At 53.1% G+C, this 22,879-nt stretch carries 19 protein-coding genes; 6 read left to right on the top strand and 13 right to left on the bottom strand.

What is annotated here, in order from left to right; translation table 11 throughout:
* Positions 1 to 229: 229 nt before the first annotated feature.
* From MKY59_RS04445 to MKY59_RS04435, 3 genes are all read right to left on the bottom strand, one after another.
* Positions 230 to 946: an endonuclease V gene (locus tag MKY59_RS04445; RefSeq protein ID WP_339278322.1), complete on the bottom strand. Its 717-nt coding sequence runs from the start codon at positions 944 to 946 to the stop codon at positions 230 to 232.
* A gap of 166 nt (positions 947 to 1,112) precedes the next feature.
* A complete protein-coding gene (locus MKY59_RS04440; protein ID WP_339276204.1) occupies positions 1,113 to 2,468 on the bottom strand; it encodes an amino acid permease in 1,356 nt (451 codons plus the stop codon).
* Between the two features lie 268 nt (positions 2,469 to 2,736).
* Positions 2,737 to 3,192, bottom strand: coding sequence for a GNAT family N-acetyltransferase (locus tag MKY59_RS04435; RefSeq protein ID WP_236421049.1), 456 nt, complete (start codon positions 3,190 to 3,192; stop codon positions 2,737 to 2,739).
* 283 nt (positions 3,193 to 3,475) lie between these two features.
* Here MKY59_RS04435 and MKY59_RS04430 point away from each other — a divergent pair, with 283 nt between their 5' ends.
* Positions 3,476 to 4,048, top strand: a complete 573-nt coding sequence (locus MKY59_RS04430; protein ID WP_339276202.1) for a GNAT family protein — start codon at positions 3,476 to 3,478, stop codon at positions 4,046 to 4,048.
* 137 nt (positions 4,049 to 4,185) lie between these two features.
* On the opposite strand, the gene MKY59_RS04425 is transcribed toward MKY59_RS04430, so the two are convergent.
* From MKY59_RS04425 to MKY59_RS04405, 5 genes are all read right to left on the bottom strand, one after another.
* The gene (locus tag MKY59_RS04425; protein ID WP_339276201.1) at positions 4,186 to 5,061 is read right to left on the bottom strand and encodes a PhzF family phenazine biosynthesis protein; all 876 of its coding nucleotides are present in this window, start codon (positions 5,059 to 5,061) and stop codon (positions 4,186 to 4,188) included.
* A gap of 55 nt (positions 5,062 to 5,116) precedes the next feature.
* Entirely contained in the window at positions 5,117 to 6,421 is a 1,305-nt protein-coding gene (locus MKY59_RS04420; protein ID WP_339276199.1) for a DUF1963 domain-containing protein, read from the bottom strand.
* Positions 6,422 to 6,582: 161 nt separating this feature from the next.
* Positions 6,583 to 7,758, bottom strand: a complete 1,176-nt coding sequence (locus tag MKY59_RS04415) for an alanyl-tRNA editing protein (RefSeq protein WP_339276197.1) — start codon at positions 7,756 to 7,758, stop codon at positions 6,583 to 6,585.
* A 205-nt stretch (positions 7,759 to 7,963) separates the two neighbouring features.
* Positions 7,964 to 9,739, bottom strand: a complete 1,776-nt coding sequence (gene dhaK / locus MKY59_RS04410) for a dihydroxyacetone kinase subunit DhaK (protein ID WP_339276195.1) — start codon at positions 9,737 to 9,739, stop codon at positions 7,964 to 7,966.
* A complete protein-coding gene (locus MKY59_RS04405; RefSeq protein ID WP_339276193.1) occupies positions 9,740 to 10,879 on the bottom strand; it encodes a glycerol dehydrogenase in 1,140 nt (379 codons plus the stop codon).
* A gap of 332 nt (positions 10,880 to 11,211) precedes the next feature.
* On the opposite strand from MKY59_RS04405, the gene MKY59_RS04400 reads away from it, so the two are divergent.
* Positions 11,212 to 12,255 (top strand): PocR ligand-binding domain-containing protein, encoded by a 1,044-nt coding sequence (locus MKY59_RS04400; RefSeq protein WP_339276191.1) that lies wholly within the window; start codon positions 11,212 to 11,214, stop codon positions 12,253 to 12,255.
* 119 nt (positions 12,256 to 12,374) lie between these two features.
* Here MKY59_RS04400 and MKY59_RS04395 read toward each other — a convergent pair whose 3' ends face one another.
* The 4 genes from MKY59_RS04395 to MKY59_RS04380 form a co-directional block, all read right to left on the bottom strand.
* Positions 12,375 to 13,754, bottom strand: coding sequence for a discoidin domain-containing protein (locus tag MKY59_RS04395; RefSeq protein ID WP_339276189.1), 1,380 nt, complete (start codon positions 13,752 to 13,754; stop codon positions 12,375 to 12,377).
* Between the two features lie 300 nt (positions 13,755 to 14,054).
* A complete protein-coding gene (gene ltrA / locus MKY59_RS04390; protein WP_339276187.1) occupies positions 14,055 to 15,347 on the bottom strand; it encodes a group II intron reverse transcriptase/maturase in 1,293 nt (430 codons plus the stop codon).
* 577 nt (positions 15,348 to 15,924) lie between these two features.
* Positions 15,925 to 17,025: a beta-eliminating lyase-related protein gene (locus MKY59_RS04385; RefSeq protein WP_339276185.1), complete on the bottom strand. Its 1,101-nt coding sequence runs from the start codon at positions 17,023 to 17,025 to the stop codon at positions 15,925 to 15,927.
* Positions 17,022 to 17,912, bottom strand: a complete 891-nt coding sequence (locus MKY59_RS04380; protein WP_339276183.1) for a LysR family transcriptional regulator — start codon at positions 17,910 to 17,912, stop codon at positions 17,022 to 17,024. Before MKY59_RS04380 ends, MKY59_RS04385 begins: the two co-directional genes overlap by 4 nt.
* Before the next feature lie 164 nt (positions 17,913 to 18,076).
* Between MKY59_RS04380 and MKY59_RS04375 the strand changes: the two genes are divergently transcribed.
* The 4 genes from MKY59_RS04375 (at position 18,077) to MKY59_RS04360 (ending at position 21,123) form a co-directional block, all read left to right on the top strand.
* A complete protein-coding gene (locus MKY59_RS04375; RefSeq protein WP_339276181.1) occupies positions 18,077 to 19,069 on the top strand; it encodes a zinc-binding dehydrogenase in 993 nt (330 codons plus the stop codon).
* Between the two features lie 140 nt (positions 19,070 to 19,209).
* Positions 19,210 to 19,431, top strand: a complete 222-nt coding sequence (locus MKY59_RS04370) for a bacteriocin immunity protein (protein WP_339276179.1) — start codon at positions 19,210 to 19,212, stop codon at positions 19,429 to 19,431.
* Positions 19,432 to 19,540: 109 nt separating this feature from the next.
* Positions 19,541 to 19,951 (top strand): hypothetical protein, encoded by a 411-nt coding sequence (locus MKY59_RS04365; RefSeq protein WP_339276177.1) that lies wholly within the window; start codon positions 19,541 to 19,543, stop codon positions 19,949 to 19,951.
* A gap of 383 nt (positions 19,952 to 20,334) precedes the next feature.
* Positions 20,335 to 21,123, top strand: a complete 789-nt coding sequence (locus MKY59_RS04360) for a formate/nitrite transporter family protein (RefSeq protein WP_236420725.1) — start codon at positions 20,335 to 20,337, stop codon at positions 21,121 to 21,123.
* A gap of 209 nt (positions 21,124 to 21,332) precedes the next feature.
* Here MKY59_RS04360 and MKY59_RS04355 read toward each other — a convergent pair whose 3' ends face one another.
* A complete protein-coding gene (locus tag MKY59_RS04355; RefSeq protein WP_339276176.1) occupies positions 21,333 to 22,877 on the bottom strand; it encodes a glycoside hydrolase family 30 beta sandwich domain-containing protein in 1,545 nt (514 codons plus the stop codon).
* Positions 22,878 to 22,879 lie beyond the last annotated feature (2 nt).

The following is a 22,879-nucleotide window of genomic DNA, read 5'->3' as shown; positions in this document are numbered from 1 at the left end:
GCCACAAATTAGTACCATTGAAAATGTAACGAACCTGAGACACGTTATCTCATCTCCAAAGCAAAGATATTAACCACTAACGCGCAAATAAGACTGATGATGTTCGTTAGAAAATTCAACACGGCAAAACACACTATATAAGGTGTGTCATGTTCGTCAGAGTTCCACAGGGCGATCATATCAAACGATCAGCGTCAGTTTTCACCTACAGTCGCTTCATGCCTGCTGCTCACTCTGCTGCCTCCGACTCTCGCATAACGGCAGCCCTGCACTTCTTCGTTTCCAAATCGGCCAGCCGTACAGGGATCGGCAATCGGCTCTCTTTATTGACCAGCCCCAGCACCATGCCGGTGGCCGTATCGAGATCGATCCAGTTCCCGCAGGACACGAACACGGGCTTGACGTTCTGGTGCGTGCGCAGCGTGCGCCCGTATACTCTGCCATCAACGACGATATCCGTGTAAGCTCCCGCCTTATCCGCGGGCATTACATAGTCCGTGTCGCCGATTTTCAGATAACTCTTTGCAACGCCAATCGTAGGTTTGTTCATATAAAAGGAGGCATGCGTGGCAATGCCCATATTCCGCGGGTGCAGGAATCCGTTGCCGTCGAACATGACGATGTCCGGATCGTGCTCCAACTGCTTGAAGGTGTCCATGATCAGCGGCAGCTCCCTGAACGACAAATACCCCGGAATATAAGGCACCTTGATCTCGTCCCGCAGCGATTGCACCTCCAGCACGGCATGCGTTCGAACATCCACGACACAGATGCAGCATACGGCATGCGTGGTTCCTGCGCTCTCCCAATATGCAAGATCAACGCCAGCGACAAGATGAATGTTCTCTTGCTCCAGTCGATTTTCCAATTCAATGTGGCGAACCAATTCCAACTGGATCTGATCGAACGTTTCCTCCGTCCATTGATCCGGCAATATTTTCTCCATGGCTTTCATCAGTTTTCCCCATTCCCTTCCTTTCATTGTGCATTCACGTTCTCTTAATCCTCTCTATTCTACACTGTCATTACACGCAAAAAAACAAAAAGGCACCCTGACGCCAAGTCAGAATGCCTACCTCTTGTCTTTCCATACAACGATTGCAGCTCGCTGCTTACGCCGCTTGCCGTCCCTTCGTTTTCCGAAAACGTAAGAGTGACCAGAGGATCAGTACCGCCAACACCGCAAGACAAATGCTGATGCTGAACCGGTTTCCCTCATCGAAAATAAACATAATGGCGATCACGCCAAGGCACAGCACCACCGCTCCCGTAATGTAAGGGAATCCCCACAGCTTGAAGGTCGGCTGCACGGGATATTGCTTGCGCAGCTTCAACTGCGATGCCGCGATGCAGATCCAGACCAGGATGACGACGAAGCCCGGCACCGCCAGCAGCACGCGGAACAACTGGTCCTGGGCGAACAGTCCGAGCAAGGAGCCTGCCAGCAAAATGACCGCGCAAAACAGCAGCGTATTGATCGGGCTGCCGCTGCGATTCGTGCGGGCCAACGCCTTCGGCGCTTCTCCCCCGACGGCCATGGAATGCAGCATACGGGATGCTCCGTAGATACCGGAATTGGCCGCGGACAGCACCGCCGTCACCAGAATGAAGTTCATGATGTGTGCCGCGCCCGGCAACCCGGTGGACGCAAGCACTTGCACGAACGGACTGCTCTCCGGTCCAAGTTCATTCCACGGAATGAGCCCGCAAATAATAAGGATCGGCAAGGTGAAAAACAGCATGATGCGCAGAATCAGGTTGCCCACCACTTTGGGCAGCACGCGCTCCGCATTTTCCGTCTCGGTCAAGGTCATACCGATCAGTTCGGAACCGCCGTAAGAGAACATGACTACGAGCAGCGCCGAGAAAATCGATGACCAGCCGTTCGGCAGGAAGCCGCCGGACTGGGTATAATTTTGCAGATAGGGGGTATTATCGCTCGGAATGATGCCAAAGATCAACCCCGCGCCAAGCACGATAAAGACGATGATCATCGCTACTTTGATCCCTGCCAGCCAAAATTCGAATTCGCCGAAGACACCGACGCTGAGCAAGTTGACCGATATTATGAACGCGGCACACAACAGGCTGAGCACCCACAGCGGCACCCCCGGGAACCAGTACTGCAGGAAGCTGCCTGCCGCGATGACCTCAATCACGCAGACGGAGAGCCACAGGAAACAATACATCCATCCCATGACGAAAGATACCCTGCTGCCAAAGGCCTGCTGGATGAAGTCTTTCATGTTTTTGTTTTTGTACACGGTGGCCATTTCGGCCATCGCGGCCATGACCACGAGCAACAGCAATCCCGCGAAAATGTAAGTAATGACGACGCCGGGGCCGGCCAGTCCGATCGTTTCGCTGCTGCCTTTGAATATGCCCGTTCCGATGACGCCGCCCATGGCCATCAGGCTGATATGCCTTGCCTTAAGCTTTTTTTGCAATGTTCCTTCTGTCTGAGCCATTGAATTGAAGTCCTCCCGAGTAAAACGTCTGTCTGCATAGCTTCTTGGCGTTCAAGCGCTAAACAACATAATGTCCAGTATACCCGATTATTCATGACTCAGCACGTAAGTTTTTTATATCCAAAACCACCCACATTGAGACGTCAAGGAGGATCGATTGGAAAGATGAAAAAAAGCCCTGCATTATTGCAAAGCTCCCATTTATTCGCATTTAATGCCTATTCGTTTTTGTTTTAACACATTCCGGATCGGTCTATTCCATCTCCGTCTATAATTCTTTCGTCATAAAGGCACTGTTCGGGTCCGGCGCATAATCGGCGAAAGGTCCGCAGTAACTGAAACCGAAATCCTCATACAGCTTCCGTGCGGGAATGAAAGAATCCATCGATCCCGTCTCCAGGCTGAGGCGCTTGTAACCCCGCTCTTTCGCCACCTCGATAATGTGGGCAAGGATGTTCCTTGCCACGCCTTTGCGCAAATGCGCCGCTGCCGTACGCATCGATTTCAGTTCGCCGTGCTGCGAATCCAGCTCCTTCATCGCACCGCAGCCCATCAGTTCTTCGCCTTCCCATGCGCACCAGAACGTTACCTCCGGCCTTTTCAATCCTTCCAGATCCAGCGCATGCACGCTTTCCGGCGGCGAATCGGCAAACATGCCTGCCAAATGCTCCGCGATCAATGCTTTAACTTGATTTCCGCTTAAATCGTCTACCCGAATCTCCAATCCGACCACTCCTGCCAACGTATGATACCACCCGAATATCCTGCAATCATTGCCGGAAACGCGGATGTTCAAATTTCAACTTTCTCCTATTTTACTACCATGTCAGGTTTTATCACAAGATTCATCTGTGACGTCAATCGGTTCCTATTGCCAGTTACGCCCTGATCGAATACGATGAAGCTAACTCACAGCAAAGGGGCGAGGTTATTGCGTACGTTTAACATATCGGCCAGTCGTTCAGAGGTGAAATCATACTACTAACCCCATTTCAAAGGAGAACCCCATGACATTGACAACGCCGCATCTGTTTTATGGCAAACGCCTGAAATTGACAGCTCCCCGCGCGGAAGACGTGCAGGTTATGCTGCAATGGAATGAAGATCCCGAATACCTGCGGAACGTGGACACCGACCTCGCTGTCCCTTTCTCGGAAAAACAACTTGAGGATGAAGGCGAAACCAAACACCGGGAAGTGTATTTCCGGTTGCGCACGCGGGAAGACGATCGACTGATCGGTTTTGTCGTCATCCATGGCATCGAGTGGAACAATCGTACGGGTCAGCTCGCAATCGGCATCGGGCTTGCGGAACATCGCGGCAAAGGGTACGGCACGGAAGCGCTGCAACTGATGCTGCGATACGCTTTCTACGAAATGAATCTGGACCGGGTCGGCCTGGACGTTATCGCGTACAACGAACGAGCCATCCGCGCATACGAAAAGGTCGGCTTTCAGTTGGAGGGACGCATTCGTTCTGCCGTATACCGCGATGGCAAGCGATATGACCGGCTGATGATGGGTATGCTGCGCGAAGAGTGGGAAGCCGGTCAATCCACCCCTATGGAGGGAAAAGCATGACAAGGAATGCGGAAGTCAGCGAATGGATCGGGCACATTCCAAGCTCACCCGCTGCGCTTTAACTCTTCCTTGCGGCAGCAAAAAAGCCTGTTTGCACCCATGTTACGCGGGCTGCAAGCAGGCCTTTTTCATTCCGCTTATACCATGAAATGCCTTCGTACGATGCCAGATACGGTACCGCCAACCCGAACCTGACTAATCTCCCCATCCTGGCTCAGACGCAATCCGGCCTTGATTTCGGAAGGACAATCCATGGAATACCCTTGCCTGAAGGTGACATCCTCCGCTTTCCGCAAAGATCGTTGACCATATTTATACAAATAGCTGAGCAGTGCACCGTTGGAGGTTCCTGTCGCGCTCTCCTCGGGAATATCGTAAAGCGGCGCAAAATTTCGGCATTCCGCGACTGCATCGTCTGGAGTATCCAACGCGAACAGATGATAGCCGACCACATCGTATTTTTGGCTAATGGCGGTTATGGCGTCCAAATCCGGCTGCACCTTATTCAAGAGTGTCCTGCTGCGAATCGGAATCAAAATGTCCCGCAGCCCCGTCGAAACAATCTGGATGGGCAGCCCTGCTTCCAGATCGTCGGCATCCACCCCCAAAGATGGGGCGATTTCCTCAGCGGATATCTTTTCAAAAAATTGCGGCAAAGCCTGTGACAAATAGACGAGGCCATCGACGCCGATATCGACATCCAAAACTCCGGCTTTCGTTTCTATGGTGCAGGAGGTTTCCGCCTCTGCCAAACCCAGCGAGTGCAGCAGTCCAAATGCGGCAATCGTGGCATGTCCGCACAGATCGACCTCGTTCGTGGGCGTGAAGTAACGGATTTTGTAATCCGCAACCGAAGACTTTTCCATAAAAGCCGTCTCCGAGAAACCCACTTCCTTTGCAATGAGCTGCATTTCGGCAGCATCCAGCGCAGCAGCATCCAACACCACGCCAGCCGGGTTCCCGCCACGATCCCCTTTTGCAAACGCATTTAATGTATATACTTCCACCTTCATGTTAAGCTCGTCCTCTCCCATCATTGAAAGGCTGATGTTCCCAAATTCGCGCAAATTAACTCTGCTGATACGATACAGCCGTCATTCCGCATGGCTCGCAGGCAAATATGTAGTACATGCCTTCACCGTACTCCTCGACCATTCCCCAATCAAGCTGGCCGACTGCCTTCATCCGAGCTGAGCAGCAGGGACAATTCGGGTATTCCGCGTCCTGTACCCAGCCGGGATGGCCGCCGATCTGGGACAAGGAAGGTTCCATCGCCCACTCGCTGCCATGAAACGGATGCCGGGGCTCCCGCGCGATTCGGAATTGGTCCGTTACCGCAGTGAATGAACCATCATAATCATCCGTGTCCATCTCTCCCGCTCTGTACGGCATCACATTATGTTCGCTCCAGACCGGCTCGCCTTGTTCGTCGATCTCCATATACACTGTTCCATAACAACTGCAAACGACACAGGTCCGAGCGGCAAACCGATCCGCCTTCCAGGAAAGACCGGCCAATGCCGGGTGCCCCGCATCCAGGTCGATCAACGTGGTTAACGGCCCGTTACACCACGGACAGCATGCCGAGTTAACCGCCAACATCCGCACAGGGCCGCCGTGTTCGAAAGCAGCCGCGTTCCCCTGCTCCCGTACACGAAACAAAGCATAACTCGGCTGGATAAACAAATCTCTGCGCGTTCCTTCGGCCGTCAGCTCCCAGCCCCCTTCCATCGCATAATGCTCCGGAGGCACATGCAGCCGATCTCTCCACGCCGGCGGCGACTGCCTCCATTCCCGGAACTGCCGCACAACCCGCTCATCCCCGATATAAGCCAGCATCAGCAGCAAATGATTGCGGTGCTCGTCGTCCGTCTCGACCTCTCGCAACAGCTGATCCCGAAGCGAAGGTGACGCGCTTCGGAACAATATGGCCGGATAATATACTTCATATTCCAGCAATTCCGGCAAATATGCCGTAAGGGGCAGATCGTGATATCCCGATAGCAGCGTCAGGATTTCCGTCCCCGTATCCCCATCACCGTCCTGGATCATTTCCATTGCAAGGTCAGCCATGCGAAGCTGCTCTTGTTCCGACAATGACAGATATACCTGCTCTTTCGAACGTTCATAAGGGAGGTAATAAATCAACGGATCGCGAGGCTGATCGGTATGCATGATGCTCAGAATCTCCACCGGATCCGAAATACCTTCGTACAGGTTCACGTCCCGGCGATTTGCTTCGATGTACCTGCGACGTTCCTCCCGCTCAATCTCCTGCTTGCACGGCATGCAAATGCCGCCGGTTTTGGCCGCCGTGGCCGGTAAAACGGTATTGCCGCATCCTTCCCTTGCGCACGGAATTCGTTCCGCCATGGGATCACCCTCCTTGAGGTAAAATCTTCTAGGGACGAGTATACCATACGCCTCAGAGGGAAGGATGAAGTATTCTTGCTAGCCATGGATGCGCAAAAAACACGCCACGATGTGGCGTGCCCGAGTTGCCATGCTGTTTATTGCCTGATATCCTTTATGCCTCAATGGTGTCCCAATTGGTCTCGGGTGAATTCAAAGAAGGCAAGCGCCTCATCGACGCTTGGGAATCCCGCCTGAGCTATGCTGTCACTGCCGCCGCCCTTGCCCTGATACGCACCCAGGTTGCCTTTGAAAAAGGCTCCGCACGCCCAATGCGGCTGACCCTTCTGCGCGAGCACAACCTTGGCCTCGGAACGCGAAACAAACAGCACGATGCCTTCATGCTCGGCGGTCAGCTTGGTCGCCAGGCTTTGCATGTCTTTGACGGATTTGTCCTCAAACACTTGCGCGATGATCAACCCTTGACGCTGTGCGAGCAGTTCCTGGGCAAAATATGTATCATTCGCGGCTTTGACCGCGGATATTTCGGCCTGAAGCTGCTTCTGCTCCGCTTCCAGCTTGTCCAAACGTTCCAGCAGCTCGTCCCTGCCCGTCTTCAGCTTCGCGGAGATCGCTTGGGTTACGCGCTGCACGGCGCCGAATTCTTCGAGCGCCCGGAAGCCGCATTTGAAATAGATGCGGGTACTGCCCTTCACGCGCTCTGTTTTCAAAATTTTGATGATGCCGATCTCGCCCGTGGATGCGACATGCGTTCCGCCGCAGGCATTGTATTCCACGCCCTCCATCTCCACGATGCGAATGTTCTCCGTCACCGACGGTTGTTTGACGAGCGGCAATCTCGCCGCTTCCTCTGCCGTAACCCACGAAGCGGCGATGCGGGCATTGCGGTAAATTTGCGTATTGGCCTCGAGCTCGATGGCGGCAATCTGCTCGGTTCCCAGTTCGGCCGAATCGACGTCGATCGTGGCATAGTCCGTACCAAGATGGAAGCTGAGCGTCATTGCGTCCGCCAGCTTCAACGTAACGGCAGACAGCAGATGCTGACCGGTATGATGCTGCATATGATCGAACCGGCGCTCCCAATCGATCCGGCAATCCACTTCCTCTTGCTCAAGTGCACGCTCCACCTTGTGCCAAACCTCATCCCCTTCGGAAATGACGTCCAGGACGTCAACTCCGCCGATTTGTCCCAGATCGCAAGGCTGACCGCCACCGTGCGGATAAAACGCCGTCTCGGCCAGCGTCACGTAGAGTCCGTCCTCTTTGTCCATTTTGCCTGTAATGCGCGTATGCCACTCCCGTGTGTATGCAGAGTCATAATATAATTTGTGCGTCATCGTCTCTTCTGTCCCTTCTCGTTCAACGTGGGCTATATGTGTATGTTGCGTAATATCCTTCGCTTAATTACATTAAACTAAGATTACACTATTGCATTCCCTCATGCCAATTTCAGGAGAAAAAGACGGCAAAAAACCGCTCTGCATGTCCATATGCAGAACGGTCTTACCCGGTTTCGTTAATAACGTACCGATGTTGTATTCGTTATTTAAGCGCCTCGGACAGTTCCGTGAAAATGACGCCGAGCGCATACGCCCCCGCATCAGGATAGCCCAAGCTGCGATCGCCTACGGTACCGGCACGGCCCATGCGCGCAACGATGTCTTCGGTTTTCTTCGCGCCGTCCACGGCTGCTGCCGCGCCTTTGGCAAACGCGGTCTTGAAGTCATCGCCGGACCGAGCGCTCTGCGTCCAGGCATCGGCGCAAGGCACCAGCGCGTCGATCAGCGTTTTGTCGCCGACGACCGCGCCGCGACCGAAGGAGCGTTCGCCGGTGGATTGAATGCCTTTGACCGCAGCCTGCATCATTTCAGCGAAATCGGAAACGCTCAGTTCCAGTTTGTCGCCCACGGCCTTGCCTGCCGCCCGGAATGCCGATCCCCAGATCGGTCCGGAAGCACCGCCGCAGTGTTCCATAATGACGAGCGAGCATGCATCCAGGAAGGAGCCGATATCCTTCTTTTCCTCCCCCACGATATGGCTCCATTCCCGCTTGAGCTGCCGGAAGCCTTTCGCCACGCTCATGCCAAAGTCGCCGTCCCCGGCATGAGAGTCGAGCTCGCAGAACGGTACTTCGTTTCGAATGATGATTTCGCTCATCTTGTCGATCAAATAGACGACGTTGTCCAACGTAAAACGTTCGTTTCGAATCACGGCCGCTTCATCGGAGGTCTGGACCCCAAAGGAAACCTTAGTCTCTGCACCAGAGCCCCCAGCAGATTCCAACACGTCCGTATAGACAACCGGCGCTGCGGGAGGACCGGACACCTTGAATGCAGGCGCTTCGCTCTCCTCAAACAGCAGCGACTTCAGCTCCTCGTCCAGCTTCAGAATCGTAAGGGAAGCGCCGGCCATGTCGATACTGGTCATGTAGTTGCCCACAAACGCTGCTGCAACCTTCAGCGCCGGGTGTCCTGCCAATTCCCGCTGCACCGCATTGTTCAGCAGGTACAGTTCCTGCAGCGGCGTTGCCCCAAAACCGTTGACGAGCACCGCAATTTCCGCCGGTTCTCCGGCATCCAGCTTCAAGTCTGCCAGCAGTGCGCCGACCATTCGGCCTGCCAATTCATCCGCCGTCGCGATTTTCTCGCGCCGAATGCCAGGCTCGCCGTGAATGCCTACGCCGTATTCCATCTCGTCCTCGGCAATCTCGAACGTCGGCGTGCCTTTGGCAGGCACCGTGCAGGACGTAAACGCAAACCCGATGCTGCGCACGTTTGCCGCCGCGCGCTCGGCCACCGCTTTCACTTCGGCCAGACTGCGTCCCAATTCTGCCGCCGCCCCGGCGATTTTATGAACGAGCACCGTGCCGGCCACGCCGCGTCGTCCTACCGTGTACAAGCTATCCTGTACGGCAATGTCGTCCTCGACCTTCACGTACTGCACTTCGATGCCGTCTTCTTCGGCAAGGTGGGCCGCGTTTTTGAAATTCATCATGTCGCCGCTGTAGTTTTTGATGATCAGAAGCGTACCCTTGCTGCCTGCCGTCGCTTTGATCGCCTGGTACACCTGAATCTGGGACGGGGAGGCAAACACGTCGCCGCAAACGGCCGCATCCAACATGCCCTTGCCCACGTAACCGGCGTGTGCCGGTTCATGACCGCTGCCGCCGCCGCTGATCAGGCTGACCTTGTCCGCCTGAACTTCTCTGCGTTTGATCACTTTGTACTTTGGCAAAAATTCAAGCTCCGGATGCGCCAGCGCGATCCCGCTGCACATTTCCAGCACGACGTTTTCGGCTTGATTGATAATTTTTTTCATTTATTTCGCCTCCCGGCGCGCTTTGTATTCACGACCGATCCGGTCCGCCGTTGCAATCGCCCCGGCCACCTCGGCCACCGTGAACGGGAACGGCATGGCATGGATGGACTCTTCCGGAATGCATGCCTTTTCGGCGACTTCCAGCAGTTCTTCCTGCGTAATCGTCTCTACGCCGATGTCGGCCAGGCTTACGGGCAGGCCCACATCCAGGCAAAAGTCGAGTACTTCGTTCAGTTCCTCGGTCGGCGCGTTTTCCAATACGAGCTGCGCGATCGTGCCGAAGGCCACTTTTTCGCCGTGGAAATAATGATGCGTGCCCTCCAGAATGGTTAATCCGTCGTGGATCGCATGGGCCGCAGCCAAGCCGCCGCTCTCGAATCCGAGCCCGGACAGCAAAATGTTCGTTTCCACGATGTTCTCCAGCGCCTGAGTAACCATGTTGCTGTCGGAGGCGGCCTTCGCTTTTACCCCGTCGCGAAGAAGCATTTCGTAGCACAGCTTCGCCAGCGCCAGCGCTGCGTTGGTGCCGAATGCAGGCGGCGTCAGTCCTTCGCGTGCGCCCATCGGCAAGCTGGCATTGACGCGCGAATAAGATTTCGCCGTAGCTCTCGCTTCAAAGTACGTGGACAGCGCGTCGCCCATGCCGGAAACGAGGAATCGCGTCGGCGCATTGGCGATGACGGTTGTGTCCACCAACACCACGCTTGGGTTTTGTTTGAAATACGCGTAATCGTCGAACGCGCCATCCGGCGTGTACAATACGGCAGAATGGCTCGTTGGCGCATCCGTGGCCGCAATCGTCGGACAGATGATCAAGGCTTCGCCTTCAGCCACGCATTTGGCCGCATCGATCGCTTTGCCTCCGCCGAGGCCGATCGTGCAGGTACATTTTTGCTCACGAGCGATGTCCTGCAACCGAGCCACCTCTTGACGGGAACACTCCCCTTTAAAACCGCTTTCAACAAAAGTAATATCGAACTTGGCTGCCGTGGCATCCAATTTTTCCTTTACGCGCGCGACATCGTCGGGATGACCGATTAACAAGGCGGAGTCGCCAAAGGATTTCACGAAATACCCCAAGTTCAACAGCTCATCTTCACCTTGCACGTATTTGGTCGGGCTGATAAATGCTTTTCTCATCACGAAAAACCTCCTATGGATAACTCGAATGGCTGATATTTCATCGCATGAACGTTATAACATTTTAAATTTGAATGACCGGCTTGTACTATCAATATATAACAGGGGCATCGCACTGACAGTGGAATTTGATAACAAATAATTATAATTTGCAATCGTAATTTTTTGCTTTCTGCCGGAAAGATGGTATGTTATTGTCATGCGAAGGTGTATCTTTGCCTCGAGCGTGTTCATTACAAAAGGCGCCTAATATACATTACCCTTTCAGTTGTTTTTTAATATGAATTCAGCCCAAGGCTCGGTTAATCTGTGAACGATGGAGGCATGCCGCCATGATCAAGGAATACTTGCACATTAACAAAATACTCGACCTCGATAAGTGGAAGCGATTGCAGGACTCGCTCGCCACCGTCACCAAGCTGGCCATCCTGACCGTGGACTACAAAGGCAATCCCGTTACAGGCCACAGCAGCTGCCAATCGTTCTGCCAGAGCGTACGCCAAGATCCCGAACTGCTGCCCTACTGCCAAAAATGCGACTCGCGCGGCGGCCTGGAAGCAGTTCGGTTGAACGAGCCTTACGTCTATTCATGCCATTTCAATATCATCGACATTGCGATTCCGATTACGATTGATGGCAAATACATCGGCGCGGTCATGGCTGGACAGGTGAAGCTGTCCAATCCCGAGAGCGCACGTGACCTGGAACAAATCGTCTCCCCCCAGAACCCCGGGCTGCATGAACGCAAACTCGCGGAATTAAGCGAACAATACGATCAGCTGCCGGTCATGACCTACGAAGAGATCGTCAAAATTTCCAATATGTTGTCTCTGTTGTGCAATTACATCGTGGAGGAAGCCCTGAACAAAAACCTGCTGGTCGAATTGTTCGAAAGGGCATCCGCATCCGGAACGCAGGAGTCGCTGAACCTATCCACCATTTTGCCCGGCTACTCCATTCGGAACATCGAATCGATCAAACGGGAAATGACCAATGCCATCGCTGACGCTTACTTGAGCAGCAGTCCCAAAGCAGTGGACATCACGAGCCCGGCCCTTCAACCGGCGCTGGACTTCATGCATAGCCACAAAAACGAACAACTGACGCTCAAAAAAGCAGCCGAGCTCTGCCATCTGAGCCCAAGCTATTTCAGCCGACTGTTCGCCAAGGAAACTGGCGAAAATTTCAGCAGCTACGCGGCGCGCCTCAAAATCAATTGGGCTAAACAGCTGCTTGAGGTCACCGACATGCCAATCGCCCAAATCAGCGACGAATTGGGATTCAACGAATCCGGGTATTTTATCAAAACATTCAAAAAATACGAAGAAATCACACCTGCACTATATCGAAAATACATTCAGGAGCAGCGAAACTAGCTGCCTGATCCGTGGATTTTCAAAAATGGTGGTTTCCCTGCAAAAAACGGCTGCACAGCACGCAACCGTTACTGCACAGCCGCTCTTCGGCTTATCCAATCATATCATTCAGGATTGCATTATTGGGCCGTCCCCAGGACCTTCCACTCCAAAATACCGGTAGAAGCCGGAGCGTTCGCCGAGATTTGAAGCCTGATCTTCGTCGTGCTCACTGGACTAAACGTCGTTGTGTTGTATGCATCCGCATTCGTACCCAAGCCTTGGGCATTTTGCACGTCGCGCCATACGTTCCCGTCCCAATATTGGATACTGTACGAACGAGGCACATCGATGCCGCCATGATCCTTGAACCAATACACATCACTTCGGCTGAGGGTATACGTACGGTCCAGATCGTATTGCACCCATTGCGTACCCGTTTCCGGCCAGTTGCCGTATACCGGATGTGCCCGGTCATTCGAATGCAAGGGATCATATCCATCATTTAGGGCTGCAACCGTTTCCCAGGGTGAAACATAAGACGCAGACACCTTGGCATTGCTCGCTACGTTCACAGGCTCATTTCCCGCCGGTACCAGCGGGAACCGCGACGTATCCTTTTTAAGTTGACTCCATGTATACCTCAACAGCCAGACATCCCAATTCGTAATCGTGGGAGAGTTGCCTGCCCACATGATGGTCGGCACCGGGAAACCTCCTGGCGGGCGGTCCTGCGGCTCGTAGAAATCAGGCATGCCGAAACCGTGTCCGATCTCGTGTTCGGTAATCTGGATCTCGTTCTGGTTGACCGTGCTTAGAATATAATCGTCAGACATGCGCTGCCCCCAGTCACCGCCGGCACCACCGCCGAAATTGGACGTTGCCCACAAATACATGTCAAAACGCTTGTCCAGCCCGCCGGGATATGCATAATTCGGATTCGAGAAATGCTCGAAGCGTGACAATTCATTCGGTGCGTGCGGCAATGCCGCCGGAATTCGCGGATCGGACTTGCTTAGTTCGTCTACCGTGGTTGTAGTGTACACGATCTCGCCGGATTGTTTGTCCAAAATCTGCGCTGGATTCGCGACCGCCCAACCGACGACTTTCACAGCAATCTCTCCATAGGGCCAGCCATCGTATCCCTGCAAGTGTTTGGTCCAATTGTTGATCTGGCGGCCAAGCATCCGTTCGATGTCTTTTCGCTGCTGCAAGGTGAGGTTTTTGGCCGATTGCCAGCGAACGACGTAGTTGAGCGTTCCTTTCCCGGCGAAAATCTGGTCATAGATCAAGTTTTTTCGGCCGACGGAGTTTTCCTTGAGCATGCGATTCGTATACACCCATTCAATGGACGATTTCAATTCGGCTGGCATGTCCGTTAAAACCGCGTTGACGGCAATCCCCGGGTCAGATGCAGCCATTGCCTGCGGAGCTTGCCCCCAGGCCCCGCCTCCAAGCATCGTTGCGGATAAGGCCAGAGACATTACAGTTAATGCGAATTTACGTCTCGTAAACATCATTTTCATCCTCTCCCTATCAAATTTGTAACGGATCAATTCACTCCTTAATCCCGCTTTCTTTATGGTATTTATTACCTTTATAATATGTATTTTACATTACTATTCTTTGGCTTCCATGATTCCTATGACCTGTTTTCATAGAATACAACATGGTTTTTTTGTGCTCAATTGTGCATCTTCGGCGGGAATGACGATTTCTAGAGTAAAAGGCTGGGCAAAACCCAGCCCCTCCTCATCAAACCGTACGTGAGGTTTTCCCTCATACGGCTTTCCGATGTTCTTCGTTCATGGGCATGCAAATTACAACAGCGTTTTTAGTCCATATTGGGCGGCGATATTTTTAACCTCAGCTACTGAACCCATCCATTTTCTGCGTTGTCTCTTCTTCGCGTACCACCGGGTTAACCGTTGCAAAATATACCAATCCAGCTTTGCTAGTCTCTTCTGGCTGTAGCTTGTGTAATAATAATTTCTCCACCCTTGAATCTTCAGATTGAGCCATTTCACATGTTCTGCAAACGATCTGGATCGCATACTTGGCGGGGATAATCGCTCTTTAACGACTCCACGAATACGTTCTTCTGCCTTTTTGGTTAACCATTGCTGCGTGGTGTAATATACCTTCCCTTGCGACGTTTCTGCTTTCGTTTTTCGGTGGTGCATCCCTAAAAAGTCGAATCCTTCGTTTCCCGTCCATAAGCCTACAATGCGGGTTTTGGTCGGATGCAGGGTTAGCTCTAGACGTTCCATGATTCTGCGTATAAGTTCATACGCATGCTCCGCGTCCTTTTTGGTTTTGCAGACCACCACAAAATCGTCTGCATATCTTGTCAGTTCTCCCACTCCACTTCCGTGTTTCTCCCACAATCGGTCAAAGTAGTTCAGATAGATATTCGCGAGCAGTGGAGATATGACACCACCTTGCGGTGTTCCTAAATCAGAACGCCGTACGTTTCCTTCTTCCATGATTCCCGCTTCAAGCCACTTCCGGATTAACTTCAAGATCCTCCTGTCATTGATACGCATTTGTACCCATTTCATGAGCTTCTCTTGATTCATGTTATCGAAGTAACCTTGGATATCGACGTCGACTACCCAATTCCCTTTGCGGTTGCAGGCTTTCCGAATTCGTTCCAGCGCTCCTTTCGCACTTCGTTTCGGACGAAATCCATAAGATACATCCTCAAAATCTGCTTCAAAGATAGGTTCGATCACGAGTTTCGTTGCCATCTGGATGACTCTATCGCGCACGGTGGGTATGCCCAGCGGTCTTTGCTTCCCATCTTTCTTTGGGATGTAGTGCCGCCGTACAGGCTGTGGATGGTAGTTGCCTTCTTTCAACGCTCCTTCGCAGTCCTTGAGGAAAGTCAGTTCTCCTTGTTCCTCTATGTCAGCCAGCGTCACAGCATCTACACCTGCCGCTCCTTTGTTCGCTTTCACTCGTCTCCAGGCTTCCTGCAAGACATCCCACCGGTAGACTTTGTCGTACAAAGCATGGAATTTACGCTTGTTGTTCTTCTTGGCCACATGACCTAGCTTTTCTTGGAGTTGTTGAACTTTTTCCTTTGGTGTTGTTAGCCGTCTGGCATTCACTCACTCGTACCTCCTCCAAAAGCATAAACAAAGCAGGGCTCCTTCCCTCCCCAAGGTTATGTTGTCCTTGGGTTCTTCGGTACTATGAGCCCCTCGGACTCCCTTCCCACAGACGTTTCACTTCGTCTTTTAGACTTATAGAATGTCTCTTTACGAATTCCTAAAAAAAAAAAAATCCGTGTGGGGGAGGGTCTCCCCAGTTCACTGCATCCTCTTTCATTCCATGCTGCTCCCTATACGCCGGAGGATTCTTCGCTGTCGTTCCAAGTTCTTTGCAGCTTCCATGGCCTTCGTCCACATTCGCGAGACTCGGCTTCCTCTTGTCCCTCTTGCGAGGCCTTTTTAACGACGCGGCAGGATTCACTTCATGTTACAGCCTGGCTTGTTGCTCGCCCTGTCTCTGACAGGTACTTTCGTCGATACGCTTTTGCGCACAGATTTCGCTATACGCAAGTATCCTAGCTACGCAGGGGCTTGGCCCCTCCTGCGACCGGACTTTCACCGGCTAGAAGATGCGTGCTTAGCTGGGCACGCCCAATGTAAAAAAACCTACCCGTTACACGGATAGGTTCTTCGATCAGATCGTGTGTTTTAATTCCAGCTCCGCATCCAGCCATTTCAACGCCGCACGCAAGGTGTCCTGCGGAACCGTCTCGTACTGGTCCCCGATCGAACATTCGAAAACACACCCGGTGTCCGTCCTATTCAAATACGGCGTCATGCCGATCCCGAATCGCTGGTACATTTCGGCCAGAACAGGTTCGACCTCGGCGGGGGGATATGCAAAATGCACGTGGAACATGTTCGATACAGGTACCTCAGGCAGCGTGCGGATGCCGTGGCACTCGTTCAACAGGGCGGCGAGTTCTTTGGCCTGCTCGTAATAGAGCCCCATTTTGCCAATACGTTTGTTGTAGTAATATTGCGAGCTTAAGATGTACGGATACAGGCCGATCAAATCCCCGCCATGACGCCTTTTCCATACTTTGGATTCCTGCATCACGTCAGCTTCCCCGGCCAGAATCGCTCCTGCGATTCCTCCGATCCCTTTATAAAAGGACACATATACCGTATCAAATAGACTGCAAATCTCGGCCGGCGTCTTTTGATAGTATGGCGTGATCTCGAACAAGCGCGCCCCGTCCAGATGCAGTTTGATTCCGCGCTCCCGGCAGTACGCCGAGATCGCCTCCAATTCCTCAAATGGCGGAAGCTGCCCGCCGATCTCGCGTTGGGGAAGCTCCAGCAGGAGACAGGAAATCTCCTCGTTCATGCCCGTTACGTCTTCCAGCCGAATCAGCCGATCCTTGTCCGCAAGCAGAACGGTTTCGATTTGATGCAATTCTTTCAATCCATCTTCTTCATGGATTTCCAAATGGCTCAGCGGATGGTACGCTACCCGTTTTACGCCCTTGCGGTCGCACCAAATGCGGAGAGCAATCTGTTGGGCCATCGTGCCGCTCGGAAAGAAGACGGCCGCTTCTTTGCCCAGCACCTCGGCCATTTGCCGCTGGAACTGCTCGATCGTTTCGCCGCGGCCGTAATGATCGCTGTCCATTTCTCCATCCAGATGTAATATCGCTTCCTGAAGCACTTTGATTTTGCGCGGTCCGTTCCCGCCTACCGTGAATTCCGCCTGCCGGAACGCGTCCGCAAGCGTCAACGTTTCACTGCTCATGATTCTTCGCTCCTTTTCTCCTCCTGTTGTGGGCTCAACATGCGAACCAGTGCCCCTAATGCCCCTGCCCGGCGCTCTCCCGTCGACACGACGAACCCTGCTTCCAACCTGCGATAACGTTCCGGCAATGTGACCGTAACAAGTTCACCCCGTTCTTCAGCACGTATTACGGAACATCTCGGCAAAAGGGTTACGCCCAAGCCTGCCGACACTCCGTTCAGAATCGTATCGAGCGTGCCGTAAGACGTTATGTTCGGAGCTTCAACCCCATGTTCCTTTAGAAAAGCCTCTGCCTGCGTCCGATGCGTGCACCCTACTTCGAAAAAAAGCATCGGTTTATGCAGCAGCTCCGGCAGCCCGTTCGATTCATGCATGCTCCTCCCGGCAACCAGAACCAGTTCATCGTCATACAGCTTGACGTACTCAAGCTCCGGATGAACCATCGGCCCATATACGAGGGCACCATGGAGTTCGTGGCGAATGACTTTTTGCGCCAGTTCATGGGTTCCGCCCGTGATCAGGGAAAGCTGCACGTCCGGATACCTCGCCTGGTATTCCGCCATGAACGGCGTCAGAAACGAGGAAGCGCCTGCCTCGATCGCACCCAGCCGCAACGGTCCTGCTGGAGTCGTCCCCGCCCGTGCAGCCTCTTCGGCTTCGTCGAGCAGGTGCAATATTTTATCCGCATAACCCAGCAAATTTTCCCCGGCCGACGTTAGCGTCATCCCCCGATTGGTGCGATGAAACAGGGGCACCTGAAGCTGCTGTTCCAGCTGCCGAATGCGCGCCGTGACATTGGATTGCACATAGTTCAAGGTTTTCGCGGCCTTGCTGATGCTTCCTTCACGGGCAACCGTCCGGAAAATGTTCAAATCGCCGGCATCCAAGCGCGTTCACCTTCTTTCTACAATCACGCCGGTATCTGCTATGAACATTTTTGATATCTGCGTTCGTTTCTGTTCATTTTACGCCAAAGCCAGTCGGCTGTACAATGAGCCTCAGTTTCAATCACGGGCTAGACGAATGAACATGCACTGGAGGATGAACGACCATGAAAGCTATGTATCACACTGGAAAAAACGGCCTTGAAGGACTGCAATATACGAGTGAAGCTCCTGCGAAAGCGCCTGGTTACGGAGAAGTACGAATTCGTCTGAAGGCTGCGGGCATCAACCATCGCGACTTGTTCATCATGAACGATCGCACCGCACAGGACTCACCGCTCATTCCGGGGTCGGACGGAGCTGGTATAATAGAAGAAATAGGGGAAGGCGTAGATGCATTCCGTAAAGGCGACGAAGTCATCATCCACCCTACGTTGGGCTGGAACCACGCCGCCGATGTGCCTGCCGTGCCTGGCATTGTGGGCGGGCCCGATCACGGCACGCTGGCCGAATGCATTACGCTGCCTGCCGACAATGCGCTGCCCAAACCCGTTATGCTTAGCTGGGAAGAAGCCGGCGTATTATCGCTGTCGACGTTGACCGCCTACCGCGCGCTGTTCACACGCGGAAACCTGCTTGCCGGCGAGCATGTGCTCATTCCGGGCATCGGCGGCGGGGTGGCCACTTCGGCGCTGCTGCTGGCCAAGGCCGCCGGAGCCTGCGTGACGGTGACGTCCCGCAGCGAAGCCAAACGTGCGGAAGCGCTGCGTCTTAGCGCGAACCAGGCCTTTGACAGCCACGGAGATTGGCAGCAAGAAAATGCGCTTGGACCCGTCGATCTCGTTATGGACAGCATCGGACAGAGCCTCTTCTCCCGTTATTTCGAAATGCTGCGCCCCGGCGGACGAATCGTCATGTATGGAGCAAGCTCCGGCGATGAGCTGAAGGTGCCGATCCGTACCATCTTTTTCCCGCAAGTGAGCCTGCTGGGCACCTCTATGGGCAGCCGTGAAGAGTATGTACACATGCTGGAGTATATCGGCCGGCATCATATTCGTCCTGTCATTGATCGCGAATATTCGCTGGAGAACACCCGCAGCGCTTTTGAACGAATAGCCCAAGGCGAACAGTTCGGTAATATCGCCATCCGGATCGACTGATGATCATAGACAATGACTCTTGCTCCCGTTGCTTAACAGCAATCGGAAGATGGTTCTGACCACGTAGTGACTCCGTGCAGAATCATTGGTTCAACTGACATAGCTAGAGCATTTTGGAACAGGACAAGGAGGTTCCCACAATGAACGATAGAACCCATTTGGTAGAATTGGTACGCAAATTGATGCATGCGGAAGGAACCGAACCCGAATTGGATGACATGCTGTCAGAACTGGAACGTCAGGTCCCACACCCTGCGATCAGTAACCTGATATTTTGGGACGACCGTGAATTGACTCCGGAACAGATCGTAGAGGAAGCGTTAGCCGCACGCCCAATCATCCTTCCGCCAACACAACCTTAATGTTTAGAGTTGCGAACCGATATGACCGAGTCCAATGATTCGCTACACCACCAACCGGAAGACCGGCATTTCTACAAGAAGTTCGACAAACTCTAGGAGGTGATCATGCATGAGTGAATCCCGAGGTTCAGACAGTTCCCACCGTCCAACGAAACATCGCGCTCCAGAACAGCAATTCAAAGGCGGAGAAGAAGAAGTCACTCCCGTATACTTGACCCAAGGCGAGTTGAATGCCCTGCGGAAAGCCATCATGTATTTGAAATTTGAGTGCGAAGAAACGGACTCGCTGCTGTATGCAGGCAGCCCACTGCTTAATAGCGTGCTGGAAAAGGCGTTTAGCGCGGACGTTTACAGGGAATTTGCGGAGAGCTTCCACGCACGCCCCAACCCGCATGCCGAGACCTTTATGCGGAAGAAACTGGAGCGATCCTATGCGGAAGAGCTGGCTCCTCGAGAGCGATCCGAGGAACTGAAGGCCGAAATTCTCCGAAGCTGCATGTTCCCCTTTCCGCTATCATAGTACAAAGAGGCAGGCCTGGCGGCTGCCTCTTTGCGCTCTATCATTCATTGAGTACGATGCCCCATACTTTTTTAAATCGTTGATTTACAGCCATTCAGAATACCCGCATCTTATTCGCATTCATGTCTTTCTCCCTCCAAATTTTAGGTTCAACCGATCATCGATATCATCCGGATTATCATGGTACTTTGTTCAACCAAGAAAAAGATGCTAAGAATTAGCACATAAATGCAAAATGTTTGCACGCATATTATATGAACCTATATAATCAACCCTTTATTTATATGTAACAGGTGCCTCTCCCATAAATTTCGTTATAATATAGAAAGTTCAAAAAATATGTAAATAGATGTAATACTACCCATAAGTACAGGAGGCGAATGATGGAAACTGAAGGTCTGCGCAAAGTCGAAGAGTTGGCATTAAAAAAGCACAAAATATATAAACAAAGTCTGGTCCGTTATCTGTCACGTTCCATGCTGGCCAGCATGTTCATCGGCTTCGGGGTCATCGTGGCGTTCAAGACGGGCAATTTTTTCTATATGGAGCAATCTCCGCTGACCTATCCGATGGCCGCACTGACGTTTGGAGCAGCAATCATTCTCATCGCCTACGGCGGCGGGGATCTGTTTACCGGAAACACGTTCTATTACACCTATGCCGCTTTGCGTAAGAAACTACGCTGGTTAGAGGTGGTCAAGCTGTGGGTGGCGAGTTACGGGGGCAACCTGATGGGTGCGGCGGTGTTTGCGCTGCTGATCTACCTGACAGGACTGTTTGATTCGTCCCAGGTCAACGGCTTCCTCCTGAGCGTGGTCGAACACAAGATGGAAGCTCCGGCAATGCAGCTCTTTTTCCGGGCAATTCTGTGTAACTGGCTCGTTTGCCTGGCGTTTTTCATCCCGATGTTCATGAAGGAAAACGGCGCCAAAATGTTTGCCATGATGCTGTTCGTGTTCTGCTTCTTTATTTCGGGATATGAGCATAGCGTGGCGAATATGTGTACGTTTGCGATTGCGCTGGTACTGAACCATCCGGGAACGATCTCGTTCGAGGGCGTGCTCCACAATCTGGTCCCGGTCACGTTTGGCAATCTGGTAGGCGGAGTGCTGCTGATGGGCTTTATGTATTATGCGGTGAACAAACCTTTCCTGGATGAGGAACAACATTAATGGATGTCTGAAAAGAAAGCCAAAGCCCCATGCAGCTTATCCCTTCAGAGGGAAAGGCTGCACGGGGCTTTGCAACGGGAAGGCAGTGTCACTGGCCTTCCCTCCGTCTCTTCCGTGGCGGATATATCAAGGATAGCCCTTCCACGGAATGTCTTCGATCTCGTTGTCGCAGCGCGTGACCACGATTATGTTTTTTTGCCGCCATCGAATTACCGTGCTGCGGTCCCGTTTTCCTTCCAGCGAAAGGTCGCCGCCGATTGCGGAGGCAATGTGTAACGCAATGCATTGTCGTCCATCACGATCTCGAAAGCCACCGCATCCTGTCCGGAATTGCTGGCGATCAGCACCATGGAACCGTCCGGATTGCGAAAAGCCGCATTCTCCAAAACGCCCGGTTCCTGGTTCGTTTCCACCCTAACGGCTCCCGAACGAACATACCGACTGATGTGCCCCATGGCGTAATATTCCACGTTCCGCTCGACCTTGCCGCTCTCCGGGTCAATCGTCACCATCCCCCGACAGTTGGCGCATCCGCCATTGGTCGGTCCACCTTGCGGATCAAGCGCGATATTCCAGAACAGTACGCTGCTGGCCCAATTTCGCGCAGCACCGATGATCAGGTTGGACATCTGCCAGCTCAGGTTAGTTCCGAAATCCGGGCTCCATTCGCCTCCGCTGCATTCGGTCACATAGATCATTTTGTCCGGGTGCCTGTCATGGACCTCAGTCATTGCAGACGGATCGCCCGCATAACAGTGGAAGGCCGAGCCTTCAACGGAGGCTGCCGTCCGGCGATCCTCAAACAACTCTTCCGTATACCTCACGGCCTGGTCCCAGTTGTGATCATACGCTATGATGCGCGTATCCAGCCCGGCCTCCATGAAGGCAGGACCTAGATAATCCCGGATGAACATCGCCTGCTCCGCTGCCCCCATGCTCATGCTGGGGTAGTTCGGCGACGTGAATTCCGGTTCGTTTTGTACCGTGATGCTGTGAATCGGCACCCCTCTGGCCTGGTAGGCCTGAATGTATTTTACGAAATATGCTGCATAAGCCGCATACACCCCAGGATCATTATAGTTGAGGTACCAGCCGTTATGCGTCCGCTCGCCGTATTTCATCCAGGCCGGCGCAGTCCAGGGCGTACCCATGACCTTCACATCCGGCTTGACCCGAACAACATCCTCCAGCATGGCTACGACTCCCTCATCTTGTTCGATCGAAAAATGTTCGAGGGCGTAATCCGTTCCTTCTTCGACGTCATCATACGTATAGCTTGAAGGTTCTCCGGATGCATTCACGGAATAATCCGATGCACCGATCGTATGCCGTACCATATTGAGATTCAATCCCTCTGCGGTAAACAGCTCGTGCAGCAACATTTCCCGCTGCTCTTGGGGAAGGCTGTTGATCAGGTAAACGGATGACCCCGTCATGGCCGCGCCGAACCCCTCCATCTTCTGATGAGCTTGCCCGGCATTTACTCGAATGGACGCGACGTTTTGGCGTTTCTTCTCATCGTCAGGCCCAACGGGCTTCCACGACCGAGGCTCTTGCCTTGCCAGCAGCTGACTCTGATCCCCTGTCGTCAGCCATACCTCTGCCTCCGTCATCCTTTTCTTTTCGGGCAAAGGCATCGGCGCAGGCGGCTGAACGGCTGCAGGGCTGAATGCCCACATCAGCCAAACGGCGCACCCCGCCACCAACAGACCGATGCCACCCCTTACCATCCAAGTTCTCGTTCGCCGATACATCG

The organism is Paenibacillus sp. FSL W8-0426 (assembly GCF_037969725.1).
Taxonomy (GTDB): Bacteria; Bacillota; Bacilli; order Paenibacillales; family Paenibacillaceae; genus Paenibacillus; species Paenibacillus hubeiensis.
The sequence above is the reverse complement of the archived record's forward strand: the minus strand, read 5'-3'. Positions and strand labels throughout refer to the sequence as shown.